A 16,130-nucleotide genomic window follows, 5' to 3' on the forward strand; every position below is an offset into this window, starting at 1 on the left:
GTCAGTTACCTTCCGACAGCATGTCGTCGATCATTTTCTGCCGCTTCTCCGAGGTCATTTGAGACAGGTCCTCGACTTGGAAGTGTCCCGAATCTTCGATCCATTTCCTGCGTTCGGGGACTCCACCTGAGACGGCTTCGAGAGTGATGTCGTGGAGGATCTTGTTGTGGCTCATTTCGAACAGCTGTGAGGTGAGGATGTGTTTGAGCCGATCTTCCTGGTCCGGGATCTGGTCGGCGAGCCCCGTGTCGAGGCGGCGCACCAGGTCCATGAGGAATAGGCCTGCTGTGGAGAACAGGTCGGCGAAAGTCTTCTCTGGATCGGAAAAGATACCCGGGTTCTCTTTTTCGAGGATGTCGATCATCTGCTGCACCACCGGCTTCGGTGTGAAAACAAGCGAGGTCTTCTGTCTAGGGATGTAGTCAAATATGTTCTCCGTCTGCGCCTCGTCGAAGTAGTCGGACAGTGCCTCCTTCTTGTCAAGGAATTCCTGAACTGACTGGTTGAACACCGCCTCGTCGAAGAGGCCCGGAATCGTCGTGACTGTGCCGTCAGCCTCAGTAATTTCTTGACCGTCGCGCAGGATGCGAAACTCCGCCTCGCTGATGCCGGTCACTTCCTCGAACACATCGTCGGGCGTGTAGTCATCGAAGTTAGACAGGCGGATGCCCCGATTGCCGTAAGCCATCAGGAACATAGGGATCGTGCGGGCGAAACCGCGTAGGTGCGAGCGAGCGTCGTCCATGGTTTGGTCAGCGCGTCTCTGCTCCTTTTTCTTCTCCTCGCGCTCGACGACGGTCCTAGTGATCGATTCGGTCGTCTCCATCAAGATGCCGACGACGCTTTCCTGAAAGGCCTTGTCCTGCTCGGCCTTCTTCACCGCGATCGCTTCGGCGTCTGCTTCGGTGGGGGCCTCGGTCAGCTCATCCTGGAGGTGCTTCGATGAGATTTCATGCTCGACACGGATGCGTTCGTACTTGCGCAGGACCTCAGCTTCGGTGGTCTTCACATCGTGCTCGACCTGCTTTTTATTGAGCTCGTACTCAACCTGCAGTTTCTTGCGTGTGTCATGAGCCCTGTCGGTCACAAGCTTGGCCAGCTTCTTACCCTCCTCCGCTGCGGGAGCCTCAACATTCGTTGTCGGAATGTCTTCGAGCCGCCACACTGGAGCGCCGAGCTCGGCGACCTTCGGGTTAATGACGGTTTCCGTGTCGACTTGAACATTTCCGTCCCGATCCACGTTTGGCATCGGCTCAGGAAAATCGAGGTCCTTGCTCTTGAGCTTGCCCTGATCGGCGGTCGGGAGCTTGTCGAGGATGTTCTTGACGTGCTCGGAGTACCTGAAGATCCCTGCCACGTTTGCGAACAGGAGGTTAGAGAGGAAGCCACGGCGCACAACCTCGCGGGCTTTGAACACCTTCGGGAAGGTGAGGACCTGCGATGCATCGAGCTCGACCATCTTGCCTTCAGTATCTTCTCCAATGACGGGAAAGAAGTTGAGGAGTCTCCTGATGTTCTTGCGGCGCACACTTTCGTCACCCGAAGGGTTCGGACGGAGGTTGTTCGCGAACTCATCAAAGATCGTGAGAGTACGCTCTGGTGCGAAATCGAAGATGTAGGCGTTCTTCTTCTGAAATACTTGCCCATCACGCTCGAAAGTGCACGGATTCTGCGCACGGAACGCCGCCTGCATGTACAGTGCTGGCGAGGTCACGTTCGAGAGCATAACGACGGCAGTCCACTCAGGGATCGTTATTCCGGTAGTAAGTTGGCCGACTGAAAGCGTGATGGTCTTGCCGCCGATCTTCTCGGCCTCCGCGATGGCATGGCGGACCTTGTCCAGGGAAGCCTTTGACTGGACAAGGTCGCTGTCTTCGTCAGGGCTGCGGCCGTCGCCGGCGGCCAACACGACCGTGTAGTCCTTGAATACGTCGTGCTTGTTCAGCATCCGCTGTAGCGCCTTCGCGGAAGCGACTCGGTCGAGCAACCAGAAGGAGTGTCGAGTCTCGTCACGCAACTCCGGCGTCGAGAACGGATACTTCTCGTTCACCGAGAGGCGATCTAGGAAAGCCAGAACATCGTTTTCGTGCTCGAAGTATCCGTTGTCCTTCGTCCGGAAGAACTCCCCGAGGTCAAATGCATAGTCGATGTTTGCCTCGTCCTCGGCGATGGCGACGCCCTCGGCGAGACGGTCACTGATCATCCGCGAAACTTGGTAAGTGAGCAGGTTTAGTGTGGGCAACGCCTCGTATGGGTTTTCGCTTTCGGGATCGTCCCACTCGAAGCGGGAATTCTGCTCGTCTTCGTAGGTCCAATTGAAGATCTGGTCCTGGTCGAATCTGCCTGAGGCGAGCGCTTTGAAAGGTGTGCCCGACAGGTGCAGCATCCACGAGCGCGAGATCTGGTCGAAGGCAACGTCGGTCTTTGTGGTGTCGACGCCCTCATGAGCTTCATCCACGACCAGCAGATCCCACTCAAGCTGCGCAATGTGCTTTAGCTTCTCGTGCGCCCCACCGAAGTACACGGAGCCCTTGAGGTCCTGCAGGGAGAGGAACTCCACAATCCGAGGGTCATAATCAGTCGTGTGCGCGGCATACGTCGACCACTGGTCTCGTGTCATCGTCGGCCGTCCGTTCAGGGATGCCGAGTCCGACACGAATCGATAGGTCGTCTGGTGCCCGATGAAACGCTGGAAGTCATCGAACCACGAGTTTGCGATTGCGGGGCGATTAGTCACGATGAGCACTCTGCGAGCGTCGAGCTGCCGCATGAGGTCGTATGTCGTAAGCGTCTTGCCAAAGCGCGGCTTGGCGTTCCAGAGCACTTCGGTCTTGCCGGTTCCAAACGCCTTGAGCGCCTGTTCAACGGCCGCCCTCTGCTCTGGACGAAGTTCGTAATCTCGCTCCAAGATCCCGGAAACATCGATCGCAACATCGGCTGATGCGAAGTCCAGGAAATGTTGTCGCGAAGATTTTGGCGATTCTCCGAACCGGTGCCACTCCGTGCGCTTCGGCCGCTCCGGGGTCGCAGGGACACCGTCGCGCTCAATGCCCTGCTGCTTGAGATAAGCGTGGAAGTCGTGGTCTGTGAACCGCCCGCCGTCGGGCGTCATGTACGTCGCCTTGAACACCCACTCGATCTTCTTGTTTATAGACAGCTGCGACGCCTGCTGGGCGATGCGTGCCTGCGCACCGCCCTCCTGCTCGGTGTACCCGATCTTCTCCCAACCCGCGTACTTGGGTAGATCGGTTGTAGACCACGAGTAGATTTGGGGCTTGATCTCGCGGAATGTATTGATCTTCGGGTTAGACATCTGCGTTCGCTTTCTTGTGAACGTGGTGGATCGGGCACGGCTCGTAGGAGACGTACACAGTGAAGTCGAAAGCACCCGGATCACGCAGTGAGTTGAGAGTGAACGGCTCTCGCTTGGTCATTTCCGGGTCACCTGGCTGTCGTATCCACCAGGAGAACTCGATTTCCTGACCCCCCGGTGTCCGTCCGGTGAGCGTGTTGCCACGGACTACGTTCGTCCGGACGATGAAAGCAGCAGCGCGGAATAGATCCGTGCGAGGGCCGCAGCGCGTGCCATGCGACTCGTGGAACTTTACGAATTCGCCCAGAAGCGCGTCATGTGCATCTCGGTGGTTATCCTCTAGCAACTCGATCGCGTAGACCGAAGCGATCGCGAACAGGGACTCGCGTGACCAGATCGACGGATCGAAGCGCTCTTCGATGGCGGCAAGTTTGCGCTGCAGGATTGCAACGAGGAAGTTGCCGTCTCCAGCTGCGGGCTCCAAGAACGTCTTGTCGACGAACTCTTCTCCCATCTCAAGATCGTCACTGACAAGGTCGAGCATCTGATCGACCATTGGACGCGGTGTAAAGACCTCGCCGTATGACTTGACGCGTTGCCGCGACTTCAAGAAAAGACGCTCTGCGTCAGACGCGGTCATATTGGTGATCCGTCGGTAAGAAGTCAGCGGAACACAGGCGTCGTCGTACGGTGGGAGAGCGTCTTTGTCGGATGTCACGAAAGATTCTGCGCTGCGGCAGGACTCGCGCACACCGGTCGTCGTTGGCGGAGCCGTCGTGAGTGCGGTTGGCGACTCGGTCATGTTCACCAGTTTCTGCCCGATCCGTTTCCTGTCTCAACGACTTTACATCTTCTCGTATATCGGGAACTTGCCAATTCACGTCGTGTTTAGGGCCAGCCATTCCTGCTACCAGAATCCTCCGCATAATCAGGACGGACCCCTGCTCAAATCGGAGCTGAGCCTCAGACAACGCAGAGTGCATGAATGAACCCGATCGCTGACTCTACGCGGATGCGAAGGGCGTTGAGCTGGGTGATCGTGAATCGGCCAGCGTGTCCATGCGTGCCGTTGTTGAATTCGCGGAACAGCCCCAGCACGTTGTTCAAGTCCTCCTCGACCAGCGTTTCAAGAGAGTGGTCCTCGATGCCCTTGCGTCGCAGCAGGAACCTGACCTTGGCACGTCGGGTCGGCGCTCCCTTATCCGTCCGGTCGTAGTCCGGGTCGGCCCCGGCGACGTTGGCGTCCGGCGCTGCGCTGTCAATCATTGCGATGAGCACCTCGCGGGCACTGGTACAGAAGTGTCGGGCCGCGTCAGGGTTTCGTGGGCTCAGGGAGAAAAGGGCCCCCGCCCATCGGTCGACCAGGTCCGTCCCGAAGGTCGCGAGTTCGTCCTGCATGCTGGGAACACGCAGTTCATCCTCGGTCGGATCGAGTTCGGGTGCACCGTCGTCGTCCATCGCGTTGAGCAGATATGCGCTGTTTGCGGCCTCCTCACTGCCGCGGTCGACAAGTTCGCGACTCGCGGAGGTGATCGTCTGGCCGACCAGGCTCTCCTCGGTCGCCGTGTAAGTCCGCGCTAGTGTATCGACCGAGGCCCGATAGGTGACGAAGGTCGTCGTCGCGGGACGCGACTCCAGACGGCGGATCTCCTGTTCGAGTCGGCGTCGCTGATTCTTGACCCGGGCATTGTGCGCTCGTGTTCTGGAGTTGAATGCCCGTGCCTCGCGATTGTAGTCGCTCACAGCCTTCTTGACCGCGGCGTTGTGCCGACGAGCTTCGCGGTTGTACTTGTCGATCGCCTGCTTTTGCTGGCGCTGTGCTTTGTTCACTGCGGCCTTTAACTGCGCGGGCGACATCTTCTTGACCATGAACTCAGTATGGTGTGTCGCGCAGACACGCTTCAGTGCCGCCGCAGAGGTCGGGTGAAATCCGAGAGCGTTGGCCCGGAACTCCGCATACGATCCGGAGATCTGGTTGCAAAGCCGGGCAGGGCACGAATGCAGAATGAAATCTTGACTAGGCACAACCTAAGCTCTAGACGGTCCGCAGAAAACACCGGAAATGCCGAACGCCAAATCTTTAGTTCATCGGATGGACACCGGTCAGAGCTATTGGACCCTTGTGTGGCCTCTAGAAGCGGAATTTTTTCCGTTCTAGCCCGAATCCGGGTGGTCTCTACTGCCGCGCAGCCTTCCAGCGTTTGTACGCCCACACGGTCATGACCAGCACCACGATCCACGAGAGCACCACCACGGTGCCGTGGAAGAACGTGGGGTCCGCGACGAACGCTCCCAGTGCCACCAGGGACACCTGGCCTGGAATCACCGAGATCACACTGGCCGCCAGGAAATCACGCTGCGTAATGCCAAAGGCCCCGCTGCCGTAGTTGACCGGCCAATACGGGATGCCGGGAACAAGGCGGAGAGTGCAGACGGCCTCAAAGCCCGCGCCGTCCAGGCGGCCTTCAATCTTCTCGCTGTACTTGCCGAGCACCTTACGTACGGCCTCGGTGCCCAGCGCACGGGCCAGCCAGTAGGCGCCCCACGAGCCGATCAGCACTCCGATCACGGAAAACAGGCTGCCCAGCACCACCCCGAAAATCAGCCCGCCGGCCACCGCCATGATGGTCACGGGGATCGGGGTCAGCGCGACCACTGCGTACAGGCCGATGAACACCAGCCAGCTGACCCACCCGAAGCCTTCAATGCGTTCCTGCAGCTGATCAGCAGGTGGCAGTTCCACGTTGAAAGCCAGCCACAGCATGATCACCAGCACCACGATCAGAGTGGCGTTGCGGGCGAACGAGCCCCACGAAATCCCGGAGTCGTCACCGGCGGGAGCTGCCCTGCTCGATGACCGTGAATACGGGGTCGCTGAAGCATCATCCGACTCGTTGCCGGAGGATCCCCGGAACGATGCGTCCTCGGAAGAATCTGATGCTGCTGGCTCGTGACTCACACGCTTCAGACTAGAGCACCGTGCACACTAGGCCAGATTGTCGACGGTGTCCCAAAAGCACTTGCGCAGGTGCTTCCGCACGGACTGCAGATCGGTGTCCGACTCACCGATCCGGGCGGCGCAATCCCGCAGCAGCGTCGAATCGATTTCGGCCGGGAGGATGGGACGATCTTCCAACACCGCCTGCACCTCGGACAGGGGAGTGGTCTGGTACCAGTTGCGTGCCAGACTCTCCGCGACTTCCTCGGCAACGTCGAACAAATGCGGAAGGTCGACATCCGGTTCGTTCACCGTGATGAACGTGGCCTTCTTACTGGCCAGGGTCGCCGGTGTCACCGTCGCCGGCGTCGGCCCAGGTCCCGGAACGGGGCCCGGTGACGGGGTGGAGGCAGGCTGAGAATCAGAGAGCTCGGACAAACTCTCGGAACCCGGCACCACTGCCCGCGTGGCCGGCGTGAAGGTCGAGTGAATGAGCTCCTGAGGCAGCACGATGATGCGGTCCACCTTGTAGGCCAGGTGCTCCGCCACGGACTTGATGCCCAGATAGCGGTTCTTGTCCTCCAGGGCCAGCAGCACCACCTTCATGCCGAGGTCCTGGGCGGCCTCGACGGCTTCGGCCAGATCGTCGTCGCCGCTGAGGAGGTAGGCAACCTTGGCGGAACCGTTGCGGGCCACCTCGACCAGGTCCAGGCCGAGTCGCAGGTCCACTCCCTTTTGCTGCCCGTTCACGCCGATACGCCCCAGGCGGACCTTGACGTCGTCGAGCAGGGAGATTTTCTTGTGCCAGTCGCTGAGCACGCCGTCCCGGGACGCGTCGTACCAATAGATGCGCAACGGGTCCAGGTTGCAGTTGTCGCGGGTGATGCCCACGATGCCCGAGATGAGTTGTTCGGCATCCACCCTGGTGGCAGCGCGCAGGGATGTTCCGGTCACGGTGGAACTGCCGGCGGACAGCAAAAAGCCCGCGTCGATGAAAATGACGCTCTGGTCATGAAACATGCTCAGACCCGGTCCTTTCGGGGATCAGTCGAAAGTGGTGCAGGGTGCTCCGATCATAGATCCCCGCGGTGAGCAACGTCTGAACGAGGTGTCCGCCCAATGTTGCGCAGTGTGACTTTTCCCTTGGGTCGCGGACGGGGCCACGCGTAGCGTTTAAAGGAATCCGACAACCACTAGGAGGAATCTCCATGTCACTGCAGCTTTTCGAAGTCGTTCCCAGCAACGCCACCCGCGAGGGCGCTCAGTCCGTGATCGAGGCCATCGCCGCTGCCGCTGAGCAGAACGGCGCCCAGGTCCTGGAATCCCAGGTCACCGAGGGTCAGGGTCGCGTGTTCACCGTGGTCGAGCTCGACGGCGATGACACCACCGCCCTGGATCAGGCCATCCGCAACGGCGTGGCCGACCAGTCCACCGAGGTCACCGGCCCGGACCAGGTACGCCTGGTCGGCGCGGACATCGAGGACATCCGCAAGGCCAAGCCCTCCGCCGAGTACCTGGTCGAGTGGGACATCCCCGCCGAGATCGACATGGAGACCTACCTGGGCCGCAAGAAGGCCAACGCACCCAAGTACGCCGAGGTCCCCGAGGTGAGCTTCCTGCGCACCTACGTTCGCGAGGACACCGTCAAGTGCCTGTGCTTCTACAACGCTCCCGATGAGGACGCCGTGGTGCGCGCCCGCGAGGCCGTGACCACCCCCATCGATCGTCTGCACCACCTGGCCGGCAAGTAATGTCCGTTCCTTCAACCGTTCAGCAACCGGTCGCGGATTCCGTGCTGGCCAACGTTGCCGAACGCGCCGCGAGTATCGACCGGGGTGACGTCCAGACCGACGTCGCTCTGGCCGAGCTCGGGCAGAACGGCGCCTTCGACGCCGCGGCCCAGGGCGACGTCGCCGGGGTCACCGCGCTGCTCGAAGCGCTGGCTCGCGAGTGCTTCTCGACCGCGTTCAGCAGCTGGGGCCACACCATGACCATCCTGTTCCACCGCGCGGGTGGGATGGACGTTCCGGAGGAACTGCTCGACGGTTCCGTGGCCGGTGTCTCCGCGATGGCGCCCGCGTTCAAGTGGGCGTCCGAGCTGGGCGACATCCCCGTGGAGGCCGTGACCGACGGTGATTCCGTGGTGCTCAACGGCAAGATCGTGTGGGCGTCCAACCTGTTCCCGAACGCGATCGTCATGATGCCGGTGCGTTTCGAGGACGGAACGTTGACCATCGCCCGCGTGCGCATCGGGGCCGAAGGGCTCACGGTGAAGCCGTCGGCTCCGCTCATGGCCCTCAACGGCACCGCGAGCGGTTCCCTGAGCCTGACCGACGTGCGGATTCCGGCGAGAGACGTGACCGGTGTGCCGCTCAAGGAGTTCCTGGCCGCGGTCCGCCCCGGCTTCTTGCTCGCCCAGAGTGCCTTCTGTATCGGCCTGGGCGCGCGCAGTCTGGACGAGGCGGCGTCGGCGGTGGAAAAGCCCGGACCCAACGCCCTGTTCCGTGATCGACTGAACGGCCTGCGCGAGACCGAGCAGAGCCTGCGCAACGAACACGCCTCGCTGCTCGAGAAGGTCACCTCACCGGTGCGCCTGCTCACGCTCCGGCTCGACGCCGCTCATTTCGTGAGTGACGCGACCAAGCTCGAGGCCACGCTCGCCGGCGGTCGCGGCTACCTGGCGGACACGGACACCACGCGTCGCGTGCGCGAGGCGGCGTTCCTGCCGGTGCAGTCGCCCACCGAGGGACACCTGCTGTGGGAGATCCAGCGCCAGAGCGCCTGACGACCATTGACCGAAAGCCCCGGACACGAAGGTGCCCGGGGTTTTTGGCTGCCCTGACACAGTTGACGCGGTCCGGTCGGGAGCGGTGTTGATCGGGGCGAAGGGAACAGTTGTCTCATAAACTGAGATACCTGAACATCAGCTGGGGGACACTCCACGGAGCGCTCTTGACCCTCGCTATGTGACCTGTGACCGTTTTCGATCCCCGATCACTAGAGGTGGTTCCCGTGTCCCCAGAGGCCGTTGGTTTTGCGTTTCTGATCCTGGGGGTGGCGCTGCTCCTGGGTAAATTCGTGCGCGTGAAGGTGGGGTGGGTCCAGAGCCTGTTCCTGCCGAGTTCCATCATTGGCGGCGCGATTCTCTTGATCCTGGGCCCTCAGGTCCTCGGTCGTTTCGACGGCCCGTGGGGTGAGAGCGGACTCTTCACCGAGGGCATGGTCGAGACCTGGGGAGTGCTGCCCGGCCTGCTCATCAGCGTCATTTTCGCGACCATGTTCCTGGGCCAGGACCTCCCCTCCCCCAAGCGCGCGGCCAAACTCGTGGGCCCGCAGCTGTCGCTGGGTGTGGCCTTCGGTTCGGGTCAATATGTGATCGGGCTTCTGCTCGCCGCTTTGATCCTGGTGCCCATTTTCGCAGCGGCTCCCATGACCGGGGCGCTGATCGAGATCGGCTTCGAGGGTGGGCACGGAACCGCCGCAGGCATGCGCCCCGTCATGGAAGAACTTGGTTTCGGTGAGGGCGCGGACCTCGCTGTTGGCCTGGCGACCGTGGGCATCGTGGGCGGCATCATCATCGGCATCGGCCTGATCAACTGGGGCGTGCGCACCGGTAAGACCGAAGTCCTCAAGGGCGACGTCAAGATGTCGGTTGCCGAGCAGAAGGGTCTGTTCCGCAGCGACGAGTACTACTCCGCTGGCACCATGACCAGCCGACCGTCCTCCGTGGAGCCGTTCTCCCTGCACATGGCCATCGTGGCCGTGGCGATCCTGATCGGTTGGTGCATCCTGGAAGGGCTGCGCTGGATCGAGCAGCAGACCTACGCCAGCGTGATGCTGGATGACACCACCCCGCTGGAGATCTTCGCCTACGTGCCGTTGTTCCCCATGGCGCTGTTGGGCGGTGTGATCTTCCAGCTGGCGGCCAAGAAATTTGGGTTCGACCGCTACATCGACGCCCAGGTGATGCTCCGTATCCAGGGCCTGGCTCTTGACTTCCTGATCGTCTCCGCCATCGCCACGCTGTCCCTGCAAGCGGTGGGCGACAACTTGGCGGCCTTCGCGATCCTGGCGGTGGCCGGCATCGTGTTCAACGTGGGTATCTTCATGTGGTTGGCGCCCCGCATCATCGGGCGTTACTGGTTCGAGCGCGGCATTGGTGACTTCGGCCAGTCCATGGGCGTGACCGCCACCGGTCTGATCCTCATGCGCGTGGTGGACCCGGAGGCCGAGACTCCGGCGTTCGAGGCCTTCGGCTATAAGCAGTTGGTGTTCGAACCGTTCTTCGGCGGTGGCCTGGTCACCGCACTTGCGGTGCCCATCATCTTCTTGACGGGCGTGTGGCCTCTGTTCTTCGTGATGCTCGGCGTGTTCGTGATCGCCGTGCTCACGGGTCTGTTCTACTTCCGCCCCAGGGAGATGAAGGACCGCGAGGAACACACCCAGCAGATAGAGCAGCAGAAGCAGGCGGAAGCCTGATCGCTACCGTGGCCTGATGCAGTCACCGGCGGCCCTGAACACGATCGTGTTCAGGGCCGCCGCCTGCATCTAGTCTGATCCCATGACCGCACTCACGGAGATCAAGGGCACGGGCGCCCCGCTGCACCGCGCGCTCGCTGCACAGGGAATCACCGAACTCGAGCAACTTGCCGGAGCCGACTTCCAGGAACTCCTCGCGCTGCACGGCGTGGGGCTGAAGGGCCTGAACCGTCTCAACGACGCTCTGGGTGAGAAGGGGCTGGAAACGATGAGCGGCGTCGTCGAACCCAAGCCCGCCACGCGAACCATCCAGGCGGACGTCAAGACCAAGCCCTCCGAGCAGTCCGCCGAGGAATGGATCGAATCCCTGCCGTGGCCGCGGCGCGTGGAGCAGGGCAAGGAATTGCTCAAGATCTTTCGCGAGGTCACCGGCGCCGAGCCCGTGATGTGGGGCGAATCCATCGTGGGGTTCGGCCACTATCACTACCGGTACGAAACCGGCCGCGAGGGCGATACTGCGCAGGTGGCCTTCTCGCCGCGCAAGGCCGCGATCTCGCTGTACGGGCTGCAAAGTGGCGACGGCGCCCAGGAACTTCTCGACCGCCTCGGCCCGCACAAGCGCAGCGTGAGTTGCGTGTACGTGACCAAGTTGGACCAGGTGGATCACGACGTGCTGCGCGAACTGATCGCACGAGGATGGGTCGCCGACTCGGCCTGCTGAACATCCCGATCTCCCGCGCGATTTCACCGGGTGGAGACGCGGAAAACCCACAGCCGTTACAGAGGTTGGCCGCCTAAATTGTAGGCGTATCGATCACCGTGCACGCCCCCAGTTTTCGGCCGGTTGGGCTGCACCTCACGTGCGGACGGCGGGTGAACCCATGACCTTGAAACGAGTTGCCGCGGCAGTGGCTGCATCGGGTCTTCTGATCGCCCTGACCGGCTGTTCCTCGAGCGCCGAGGAGCCGTTCACGTTCGAGGTCCCCAGCGAGATCCCCCAACCCGGCGGCGCGTCTCAAGCACCCGCGGGCACGGGACAGACCGCGAGCACCGGAACCTGCCTGGACGTGGTCGAGGTCTACACCGGATTGGTCGTGTTGCCCATGACCACCGACCGGTCCACGGACGCCACCCCTGAAGCCGGGCAGGATCCGTCCGTGATCACCGAGGCCACCGACTCACTCGAATCCCACCGCGATCGGTTGCCCGAGCCCGTGCTTCCCGCGTTCGACGACGCCGTCAGCCTCCTGCACAACGCCGGCGAGACTTTGCAGCCCCAAGAGGCCGCCCAGATTCAGCGCGCGCTTCAGCCGGTGCAGGAGTGGATTTCCACCCAGTGTTCGGCGGCGTTGCCGGAGAAGTAGCATCCGAGGCCTACGCCGGACTCTCCTTTTCAGAGACCCGTCGCGGCCTTGAGTTTCTCGCGGATCTGCAGCGCTGTTGTTCGGGGCCGCGCCATTTTGCCCGGCCCCGAACAACAGCGTCCTAGAGCTTGATCCACACCGTGTGATCCACCGCGAGCTTCCCAGCCATCACCGCGCTCTGGCCGCTGGCCAGCAAGAGTTCACCGCTGGTCAGCTCAGGGATCTCCACGGGTGCGTCACCGGCATTTGCGGCCACGAGCACCGTGTCGCCTGACTCCGTGGTGAGGCGGTAGGCCAGGATCTGCGATCCCTGCTCGCTCATGGGGTCCCACTCGAACTCAGCGCGACCCAGAGCCAGTTCGTGCCGGATACGCAAGGCGTTCTTGTACAGATTCAGCACGGACTGCGGGTTGCCCAGCTGGTGGTCCACCGTGATGTTCTCGAAGGTCTCCGGCTGCGGCAACCACGGATTGGGGCCGAAGCCCAGCCCATTGCCCACGGGGGACCAAGGGAGGGGGACACGAGCGCCGTCGCGCCCCAATTCCTGACCCTCGGTGCGGAAGAAGGTGGGGTCCTCGCGGCTCTCGGCGTCCAGAGTGGTGTGCTCAGGCAGGCCCAGTTCGTCGCCCTGGTAGACGTAGGCCGAACCCGGCAGGGACAGCTCCACGAGTGCGGCGGCGCGGGCGCGACGGAGGCCCAGAGCGGCGTCGGGCTGCTCGTCGTCCGCGCCGATCCCGTTGGGGTAGGCGGTGCGGGAGCTCAAGCCGTAGCGGGAGGCGTGGCGGACGGTGTCGTGGTTGGAGAGCACCCACGTGGACGGCGCGCCCACCGCCTGGTTCACGCGCAGGGACTCCGAGATCGCGTTGCGCATCCGGTCGCGGTGCCAACCGGCGATCAGGAAGTCGAAGTTGAACGCCTGCTGCGCCTCGTCCGGGCGAACGTACAGTGCCAGCCGCTCCGCGGGGCCGATCCATGCCTCCACCACGAGCATGCGCTCGCCGGGATACTCGGCCAAGACCTGGTTCCAGTCGCGGTAGATCTCGTGCACGCCGTCCTGGTCGAAGTACGGGCCGGTGTCCATGGTTTTCTCGGCGTGGCCCTTCTCATCCACGTCCGTGCCCTCGACCATGTGGACCTGTTCGTCCCAGTCGGGGAGCCCGTCCGCCTTGACCATGCCGTGAGCGACGTCCACGCGGAAGCCGTCCACGCCGCGGTCCAGCCAGAAGCGGAGGACGCTGCGGAACTCTTCCCAGATCTCCGGGTTCTCCCAGTTCAAGTCCGGCTGCGACGAGTCGAAGAGGTGCAGGTACCACTGACCGTCATTGATGCGGGACCACGCGGGGCCGCCGAACAGCGACTTCCAGTTGTTCGGGGGCAGCTCGCCGTTCTCGCCCTTGCCGTCACGGAACATGTAGCGGGCGCGCTCGGCGGAGCTCTTCGGGGAGGCGAGCGCCGCCTGGAACCACTCGTGGTCCTCGGAGGTGTGATTGGGCACCAGATCCACGATGAGCTTGAGTCCCAGCTCGTGGGCGTCAGTGCACATGCGGTCGAAGTCCTCGAGGGTACCGAAGCGCGGGTCGATGGTGCGGTAATCCGCCACGTCGTACCCGGCATCGTGCTGCGGGGACAGGTAGAACGGCGACAGCCACACCGCGTCCACGCCGAGCTGCTTGAGGTAGGGCAGTTTCTCGGTCACACCGCCCAGATCACCCATTCCGTCTCCGTTGGAGTCCTTGAAGGAGCGCGGATAGACCTGGTAGATCACGGCGTCCCGCCACCACTCGGTACCGGACTGCTGACGTGGGGTCACTGTTTCTTCAGACACCCTTCCAACGCTAGTCAGCATGCGGGGTGTGGGGGAAATCGTGGAGTGGGGTCGACCGGCCTAACCGCTTCTAATTCGCCGACTGCAAGTGCGCCAGCGGTGACCACCGTTGGAAGATTCGGCGGAGGGCCGCGGTAGCGGCACCTTGGTCGTCGGCGCGGAGGAGTTCCAGAGCGTCGGCCATGTCGCGGGGGCTCTCATCGGGCTGGATGCGATCCGCCAGCGAGCCGTAGTCCAGGCACACGAGGGAGGCCGGGCTGAAGGTGCCGAGCCAACGTCCCAGTCGAGTCAGATCGTCCGCGAAGGCCTTGGCCTGTTGGGCCTCCTCGGACAGCTCATCAGCGTTGGGATCGGCAGAGGCCAGGGCGGTGTCCTCGACGATCTGCGCACCCTGGATCACACGCCGGGCGGCGGTGTCGGCGGGTGCGATGAGCCGGTGCACCTCGTGACCGGCATGCGATGAGACCACACGGTCCTCCATGGCGAACGCCGCGAACCACGCCAAGGGGACCACATAGGCCGACTCGCGGGTGTACAGCGGTTCGAAGAGCTCCCCGGAAATCTCCCGCGCGGCGTCCCGGACCTTCTTTTCCGGAACCAATAGCGGAAGGAGCTGAGCGCCGTCGTTCATCGTGGCGTCGGAGAACAACCGAAGGGAACGGCGCAGCCGCTGGGGCGCGTGGAAGACCGGGAAGTCGCCCATGCCACCCACGAACCGTGATTCAGCAGCGGGGGCGGCGGAGAACGGGATGGTCCATAGTGGTTCGCGCGCGGGAGGCAGCGGGGTGTCGGAAGGATCGGCCAGGCGGGACAGCTGTTCCGTGAGTTCGTGAACCCCGCCCTCGAAGGGGTCCAGGGCACGCGGGATGGCGGGAGCGTACTCCGCGTCGAGCTCCTCCTGCGGGACGTAAATGCGCAGCGCGAAACGAATGGGAGGACCAATGATCCCCCTAAACGCCGTACCCACGTTCACCAAGGTCATGACTCAGTCGATCTCAATAACCACGGGAGCGTGGTCCGAGGCACCCTTGCCCTTGCGCTCCTCACGGTCGATCCACGCGTCCGTGACCCGTGCAGCGAGGGCGGGGGAGCAGAGCTGGAAGTCGATGCGCATGCCTTCCTTCTTGGGGAAGCGCAACTGCGTGTAGTCCCAGTACGTGTAGACGCCGGGGCCCGGATGGCGGGGGCGGACCACGTCCATGAAACCGGCGTCGCTGATGAACGCGTTGAACGCCGCGCGCTCGCCCTCGGAGACGTGGGTGAAACCGTTCTCCTTGAAAAATTCGATGTCCCAGACGTCCTCATCCTGGGGGGCCACGTTCCAGTCACCCACCAGCGCGATCTGCGCCTCTGGATCATCCTTGACCCACTGCTTGGCATGATCCTTGAGGATGCGCAGCCACTCGAGTTTGTAAGGCATGTGCGGGTCGTCCAGGCCGCGGCCGTTAGGTACATACAGAGACCACACACGCACTCCGCCGCAGGTCGCAGCCATGGCGCGGGCTTCCTGGATCGGCTCCTGTTTGCCCTTGCCGAACACGGGCTGGTCGGGGAAGGTGCGTTCCACGTCCTTGAGACCCACGCGTGAGGCAATGGCCACACCGTTCCACTGGCTCAGCCCGAAATGCGCCACCTCGTAACCGGCAAACTCGAACAACTCCCACGGGAAGTTCTCGTCCTTGGCCTTGGTCTCCTGGATGGCCAACACGTCCACGTCCGAGCGGTCCAACCACGCTTCGATGCGATCGGCGCGGGCTCGGATGGAGTTGACGTTCCACGTGGCGATTCTCATGACACCACCGTAGCGAGCCGCGGGCCCTTGCAGGAAACTTGGCGCGCGTTCACTTTCCGCCCAGCGCGGCGAGCGCTTGTAAGTGCTCGGGCTTCACGGTGACGACGTCGCTCGCGTAGTCATCGTTCTTCCGCACCCACAGCTTCACGTACGGGCACACCGGCACGATGGCCAACCCCTCGGCCACGGTTTCACCCAGTGCCTGCTTGGTCAGAACCGCTGCAAGGCCCTGGCCACCGTACGAGTCGTCCACCACGGTGTGGTAGAAAATCCGCTCCGCACGGTCAGCGTCCTGATGCGCCGTGTAGTGGGATTCACCGATCACGGTGTCCCCGTCCAGGAGTTCGAAGCGGTGGCGGTCCGGATTGTTGCGGACCGTGATGTTGTTCGGTTCGGTCATGGCTGTCTTCTATAACCGT

The 16,130-nt window shown here is 62.7% G+C and carries 14 protein-coding genes; 5 read left to right on the plus strand and 9 right to left on the minus strand.

Annotated features, from left to right (window positions below; all coding sequences use genetic code 11):
• Position 1: 1 nt before the first annotated feature.
• The 5 genes from EWV37_RS09890 to EWV37_RS09910 form a co-directional block, all read right to left on the minus strand.
• Positions 2–3,313: a DEAD/DEAH box helicase gene (locus EWV37_RS09890; RefSeq protein WP_129701402.1), complete on the minus strand. Its 3,312-nt coding sequence runs from the start codon at positions 3,311–3,313 to the stop codon at positions 2–4.
• The gene (locus EWV37_RS09895) at positions 3,306–4,115 is read right to left on the minus strand and encodes a hypothetical protein (RefSeq protein WP_129701404.1); all 810 of its coding nucleotides are present in this window, start codon (positions 4,113–4,115) and stop codon (positions 3,306–3,308) included. The genes EWV37_RS09890 and EWV37_RS09895 overlap by 8 nt, the downstream gene beginning before the upstream one ends.
• A 161-nt stretch (positions 4,116–4,276) precedes the next feature.
• Positions 4,277–5,182 carry a pPIWI-associating nuclease domain-containing protein gene (locus EWV37_RS09900; RefSeq protein ID WP_202976208.1) on the minus strand — a complete coding sequence of 302 codons (906 nt, stop codon included), beginning with the start codon at positions 5,180–5,182 and terminating at the stop codon, positions 4,277–4,279.
• A gap of 307 nt (positions 5,183–5,489) precedes the next feature.
• The gene (locus EWV37_RS09905; protein ID WP_129701406.1) at positions 5,490–6,272 is read right to left on the minus strand and encodes a TVP38/TMEM64 family protein; all 783 of its coding nucleotides are present in this window, start codon (positions 6,270–6,272) and stop codon (positions 5,490–5,492) included.
• Between the two features lie 27 nt (positions 6,273–6,299).
• Entirely contained in the window at positions 6,300–7,271 is a 972-nt protein-coding gene (locus EWV37_RS09910) for an NYN domain-containing protein (RefSeq protein ID WP_129701408.1), read from the minus strand.
• Between the two features lie 188 nt (positions 7,272–7,459).
• Here EWV37_RS09910 and EWV37_RS09915 point away from each other — a divergent pair, with 188 nt between their 5' ends.
• The 5 genes from EWV37_RS09915 to EWV37_RS09935 all read left to right on the plus strand — a co-directional run bounded on the left by EWV37_RS09915 (position 7,460) and on the right by EWV37_RS09935 (position 12,094).
• The gene (locus EWV37_RS09915) at positions 7,460–8,002 is read left to right on the plus strand and encodes a DUF4242 domain-containing protein (RefSeq protein ID WP_129701410.1); all 543 of its coding nucleotides are present in this window, start codon (positions 7,460–7,462) and stop codon (positions 8,000–8,002) included.
• Positions 8,002–9,036 (plus strand): acyl-CoA dehydrogenase family protein, encoded by a 1,035-nt coding sequence (locus EWV37_RS09920; RefSeq protein WP_129701412.1) that lies wholly within the window; start codon positions 8,002–8,004, stop codon positions 9,034–9,036. Before EWV37_RS09915 ends, EWV37_RS09920 begins: the two co-directional genes overlap by 1 nt.
• Before the next feature lie 227 nt (positions 9,037–9,263).
• Positions 9,264–10,730: a sodium/glutamate symporter gene (locus EWV37_RS09925; protein ID WP_129701414.1), complete on the plus strand. Its 1,467-nt coding sequence runs from the start codon at positions 9,264–9,266 to the stop codon at positions 10,728–10,730.
• A gap of 82 nt (positions 10,731–10,812) precedes the next feature.
• A complete protein-coding gene (locus EWV37_RS09930) occupies positions 10,813–11,451 on the plus strand; it encodes a DUF1801 domain-containing protein (protein WP_129701416.1) in 639 nt (212 codons plus the stop codon).
• Positions 11,452–11,611: 160 nt separating this feature from the next.
• Positions 11,612–12,094: a hypothetical protein gene (locus EWV37_RS09935; protein WP_129701418.1), complete on the plus strand. Its 483-nt coding sequence runs from the start codon at positions 11,612–11,614 to the stop codon at positions 12,092–12,094.
• Between the two features lie 121 nt (positions 12,095–12,215).
• Here EWV37_RS09935 and EWV37_RS09940 read toward each other — a convergent pair whose 3' ends face one another.
• From EWV37_RS09940 to EWV37_RS09955, 4 genes are read right to left on the minus strand one after another with little or no spacing between them, the layout of a single operon-like run.
• Positions 12,216–13,940, minus strand: coding sequence for a glycoside hydrolase family 13 protein (locus EWV37_RS09940; protein ID WP_129701420.1), 1,725 nt, complete (start codon positions 13,938–13,940; stop codon positions 12,216–12,218).
• Between the two features lie 49 nt (positions 13,941–13,989).
• On the minus strand, positions 13,990–14,901 hold the full coding sequence (locus EWV37_RS09945) for a DUF8083 family protein (RefSeq protein WP_129701422.1): 912 nt from the start codon (positions 14,899–14,901) through the stop codon (positions 13,990–13,992).
• Positions 14,902–14,904: 3 nt separating this feature from the next.
• Positions 14,905–15,711: an exodeoxyribonuclease III gene (locus tag EWV37_RS09950; RefSeq protein WP_095798747.1), complete on the minus strand. Its 807-nt coding sequence runs from the start codon at positions 15,709–15,711 to the stop codon at positions 14,905–14,907.
• 49 nt (positions 15,712–15,760) lie between these two features.
• A complete protein-coding gene (locus EWV37_RS09955) occupies positions 15,761–16,111 on the minus strand; it encodes a GNAT family N-acetyltransferase (RefSeq protein ID WP_095798748.1) in 351 nt (116 codons plus the stop codon).
• Positions 16,112–16,130 lie beyond the last annotated feature (19 nt).

This window comes from Kocuria carniphila, assembly GCF_004136555.1.
Lineage (GTDB): Bacteria > Actinomycetota > Actinomycetes > Actinomycetales > Micrococcaceae > Kocuria > Kocuria carniphila.

Excerpts from the sequence above, each read along its gene's own strand:
- EWV37_RS09935 (WP_129701418.1), top strand. The coding sequence starts at position 11,612 with ATGACCTTGAAACGAGTTGCCGCGGCAGTGGCTGCATCGGGTCTTCTG.
- EWV37_RS09930 (WP_129701416.1), top strand. The coding sequence starts at position 10,813 with ATGACCGCACTCACGGAGATCAAGGGCACGGGCGCCCCGCTGCACCGC.
- EWV37_RS09940 (WP_129701420.1), bottom strand. The coding sequence starts at position 13,940 with ATGCTGACTAGCGTTGGAAGGGTGTCTGAAGAAACAGTGACCCCACGT.
- EWV37_RS09955 (WP_095798748.1), bottom strand. The coding sequence starts at position 16,111 with ATGACCGAACCGAACAACATCACGGTCCGCAACAATCCGGACCGCCAC.
- EWV37_RS09915 (WP_129701410.1), top strand. The coding sequence starts at position 7,460 with ATGTCACTGCAGCTTTTCGAAGTCGTTCCCAGCAACGCCACCCGCGAG.
- EWV37_RS09910 (WP_129701408.1), bottom strand. The coding sequence starts at position 7,271 with ATGTTTCATGACCAGAGCGTCATTTTCATCGACGCGGGCTTTTTGCTG.
- EWV37_RS09900 (WP_202976208.1), bottom strand. The coding sequence starts at position 5,182 with ATGGTCAAGAAGATGTCGCCCGCGCAGTTAAAGGCCGCAGTGAACAAA.
- EWV37_RS09895 (WP_129701404.1), bottom strand. The coding sequence starts at position 4,115 with ATGACCGAGTCGCCAACCGCACTCACGACGGCTCCGCCAACGACGACC.
- EWV37_RS09920 (WP_129701412.1), top strand. The coding sequence starts at position 8,002 with ATGTCCGTTCCTTCAACCGTTCAGCAACCGGTCGCGGATTCCGTGCTG.
- EWV37_RS09890 (WP_129701402.1), bottom strand. The coding sequence starts at position 3,313 with ATGTCTAACCCGAAGATCAATACATTCCGCGAGATCAAGCCCCAAATC.
- EWV37_RS09950 (WP_095798747.1), bottom strand. The coding sequence starts at position 15,711 with ATGAGAATCGCCACGTGGAACGTCAACTCCATCCGAGCCCGCGCCGAT.
- EWV37_RS09945 (WP_129701422.1), bottom strand. The coding sequence starts at position 14,901 with ATGACCTTGGTGAACGTGGGTACGGCGTTTAGGGGGATCATTGGTCCT.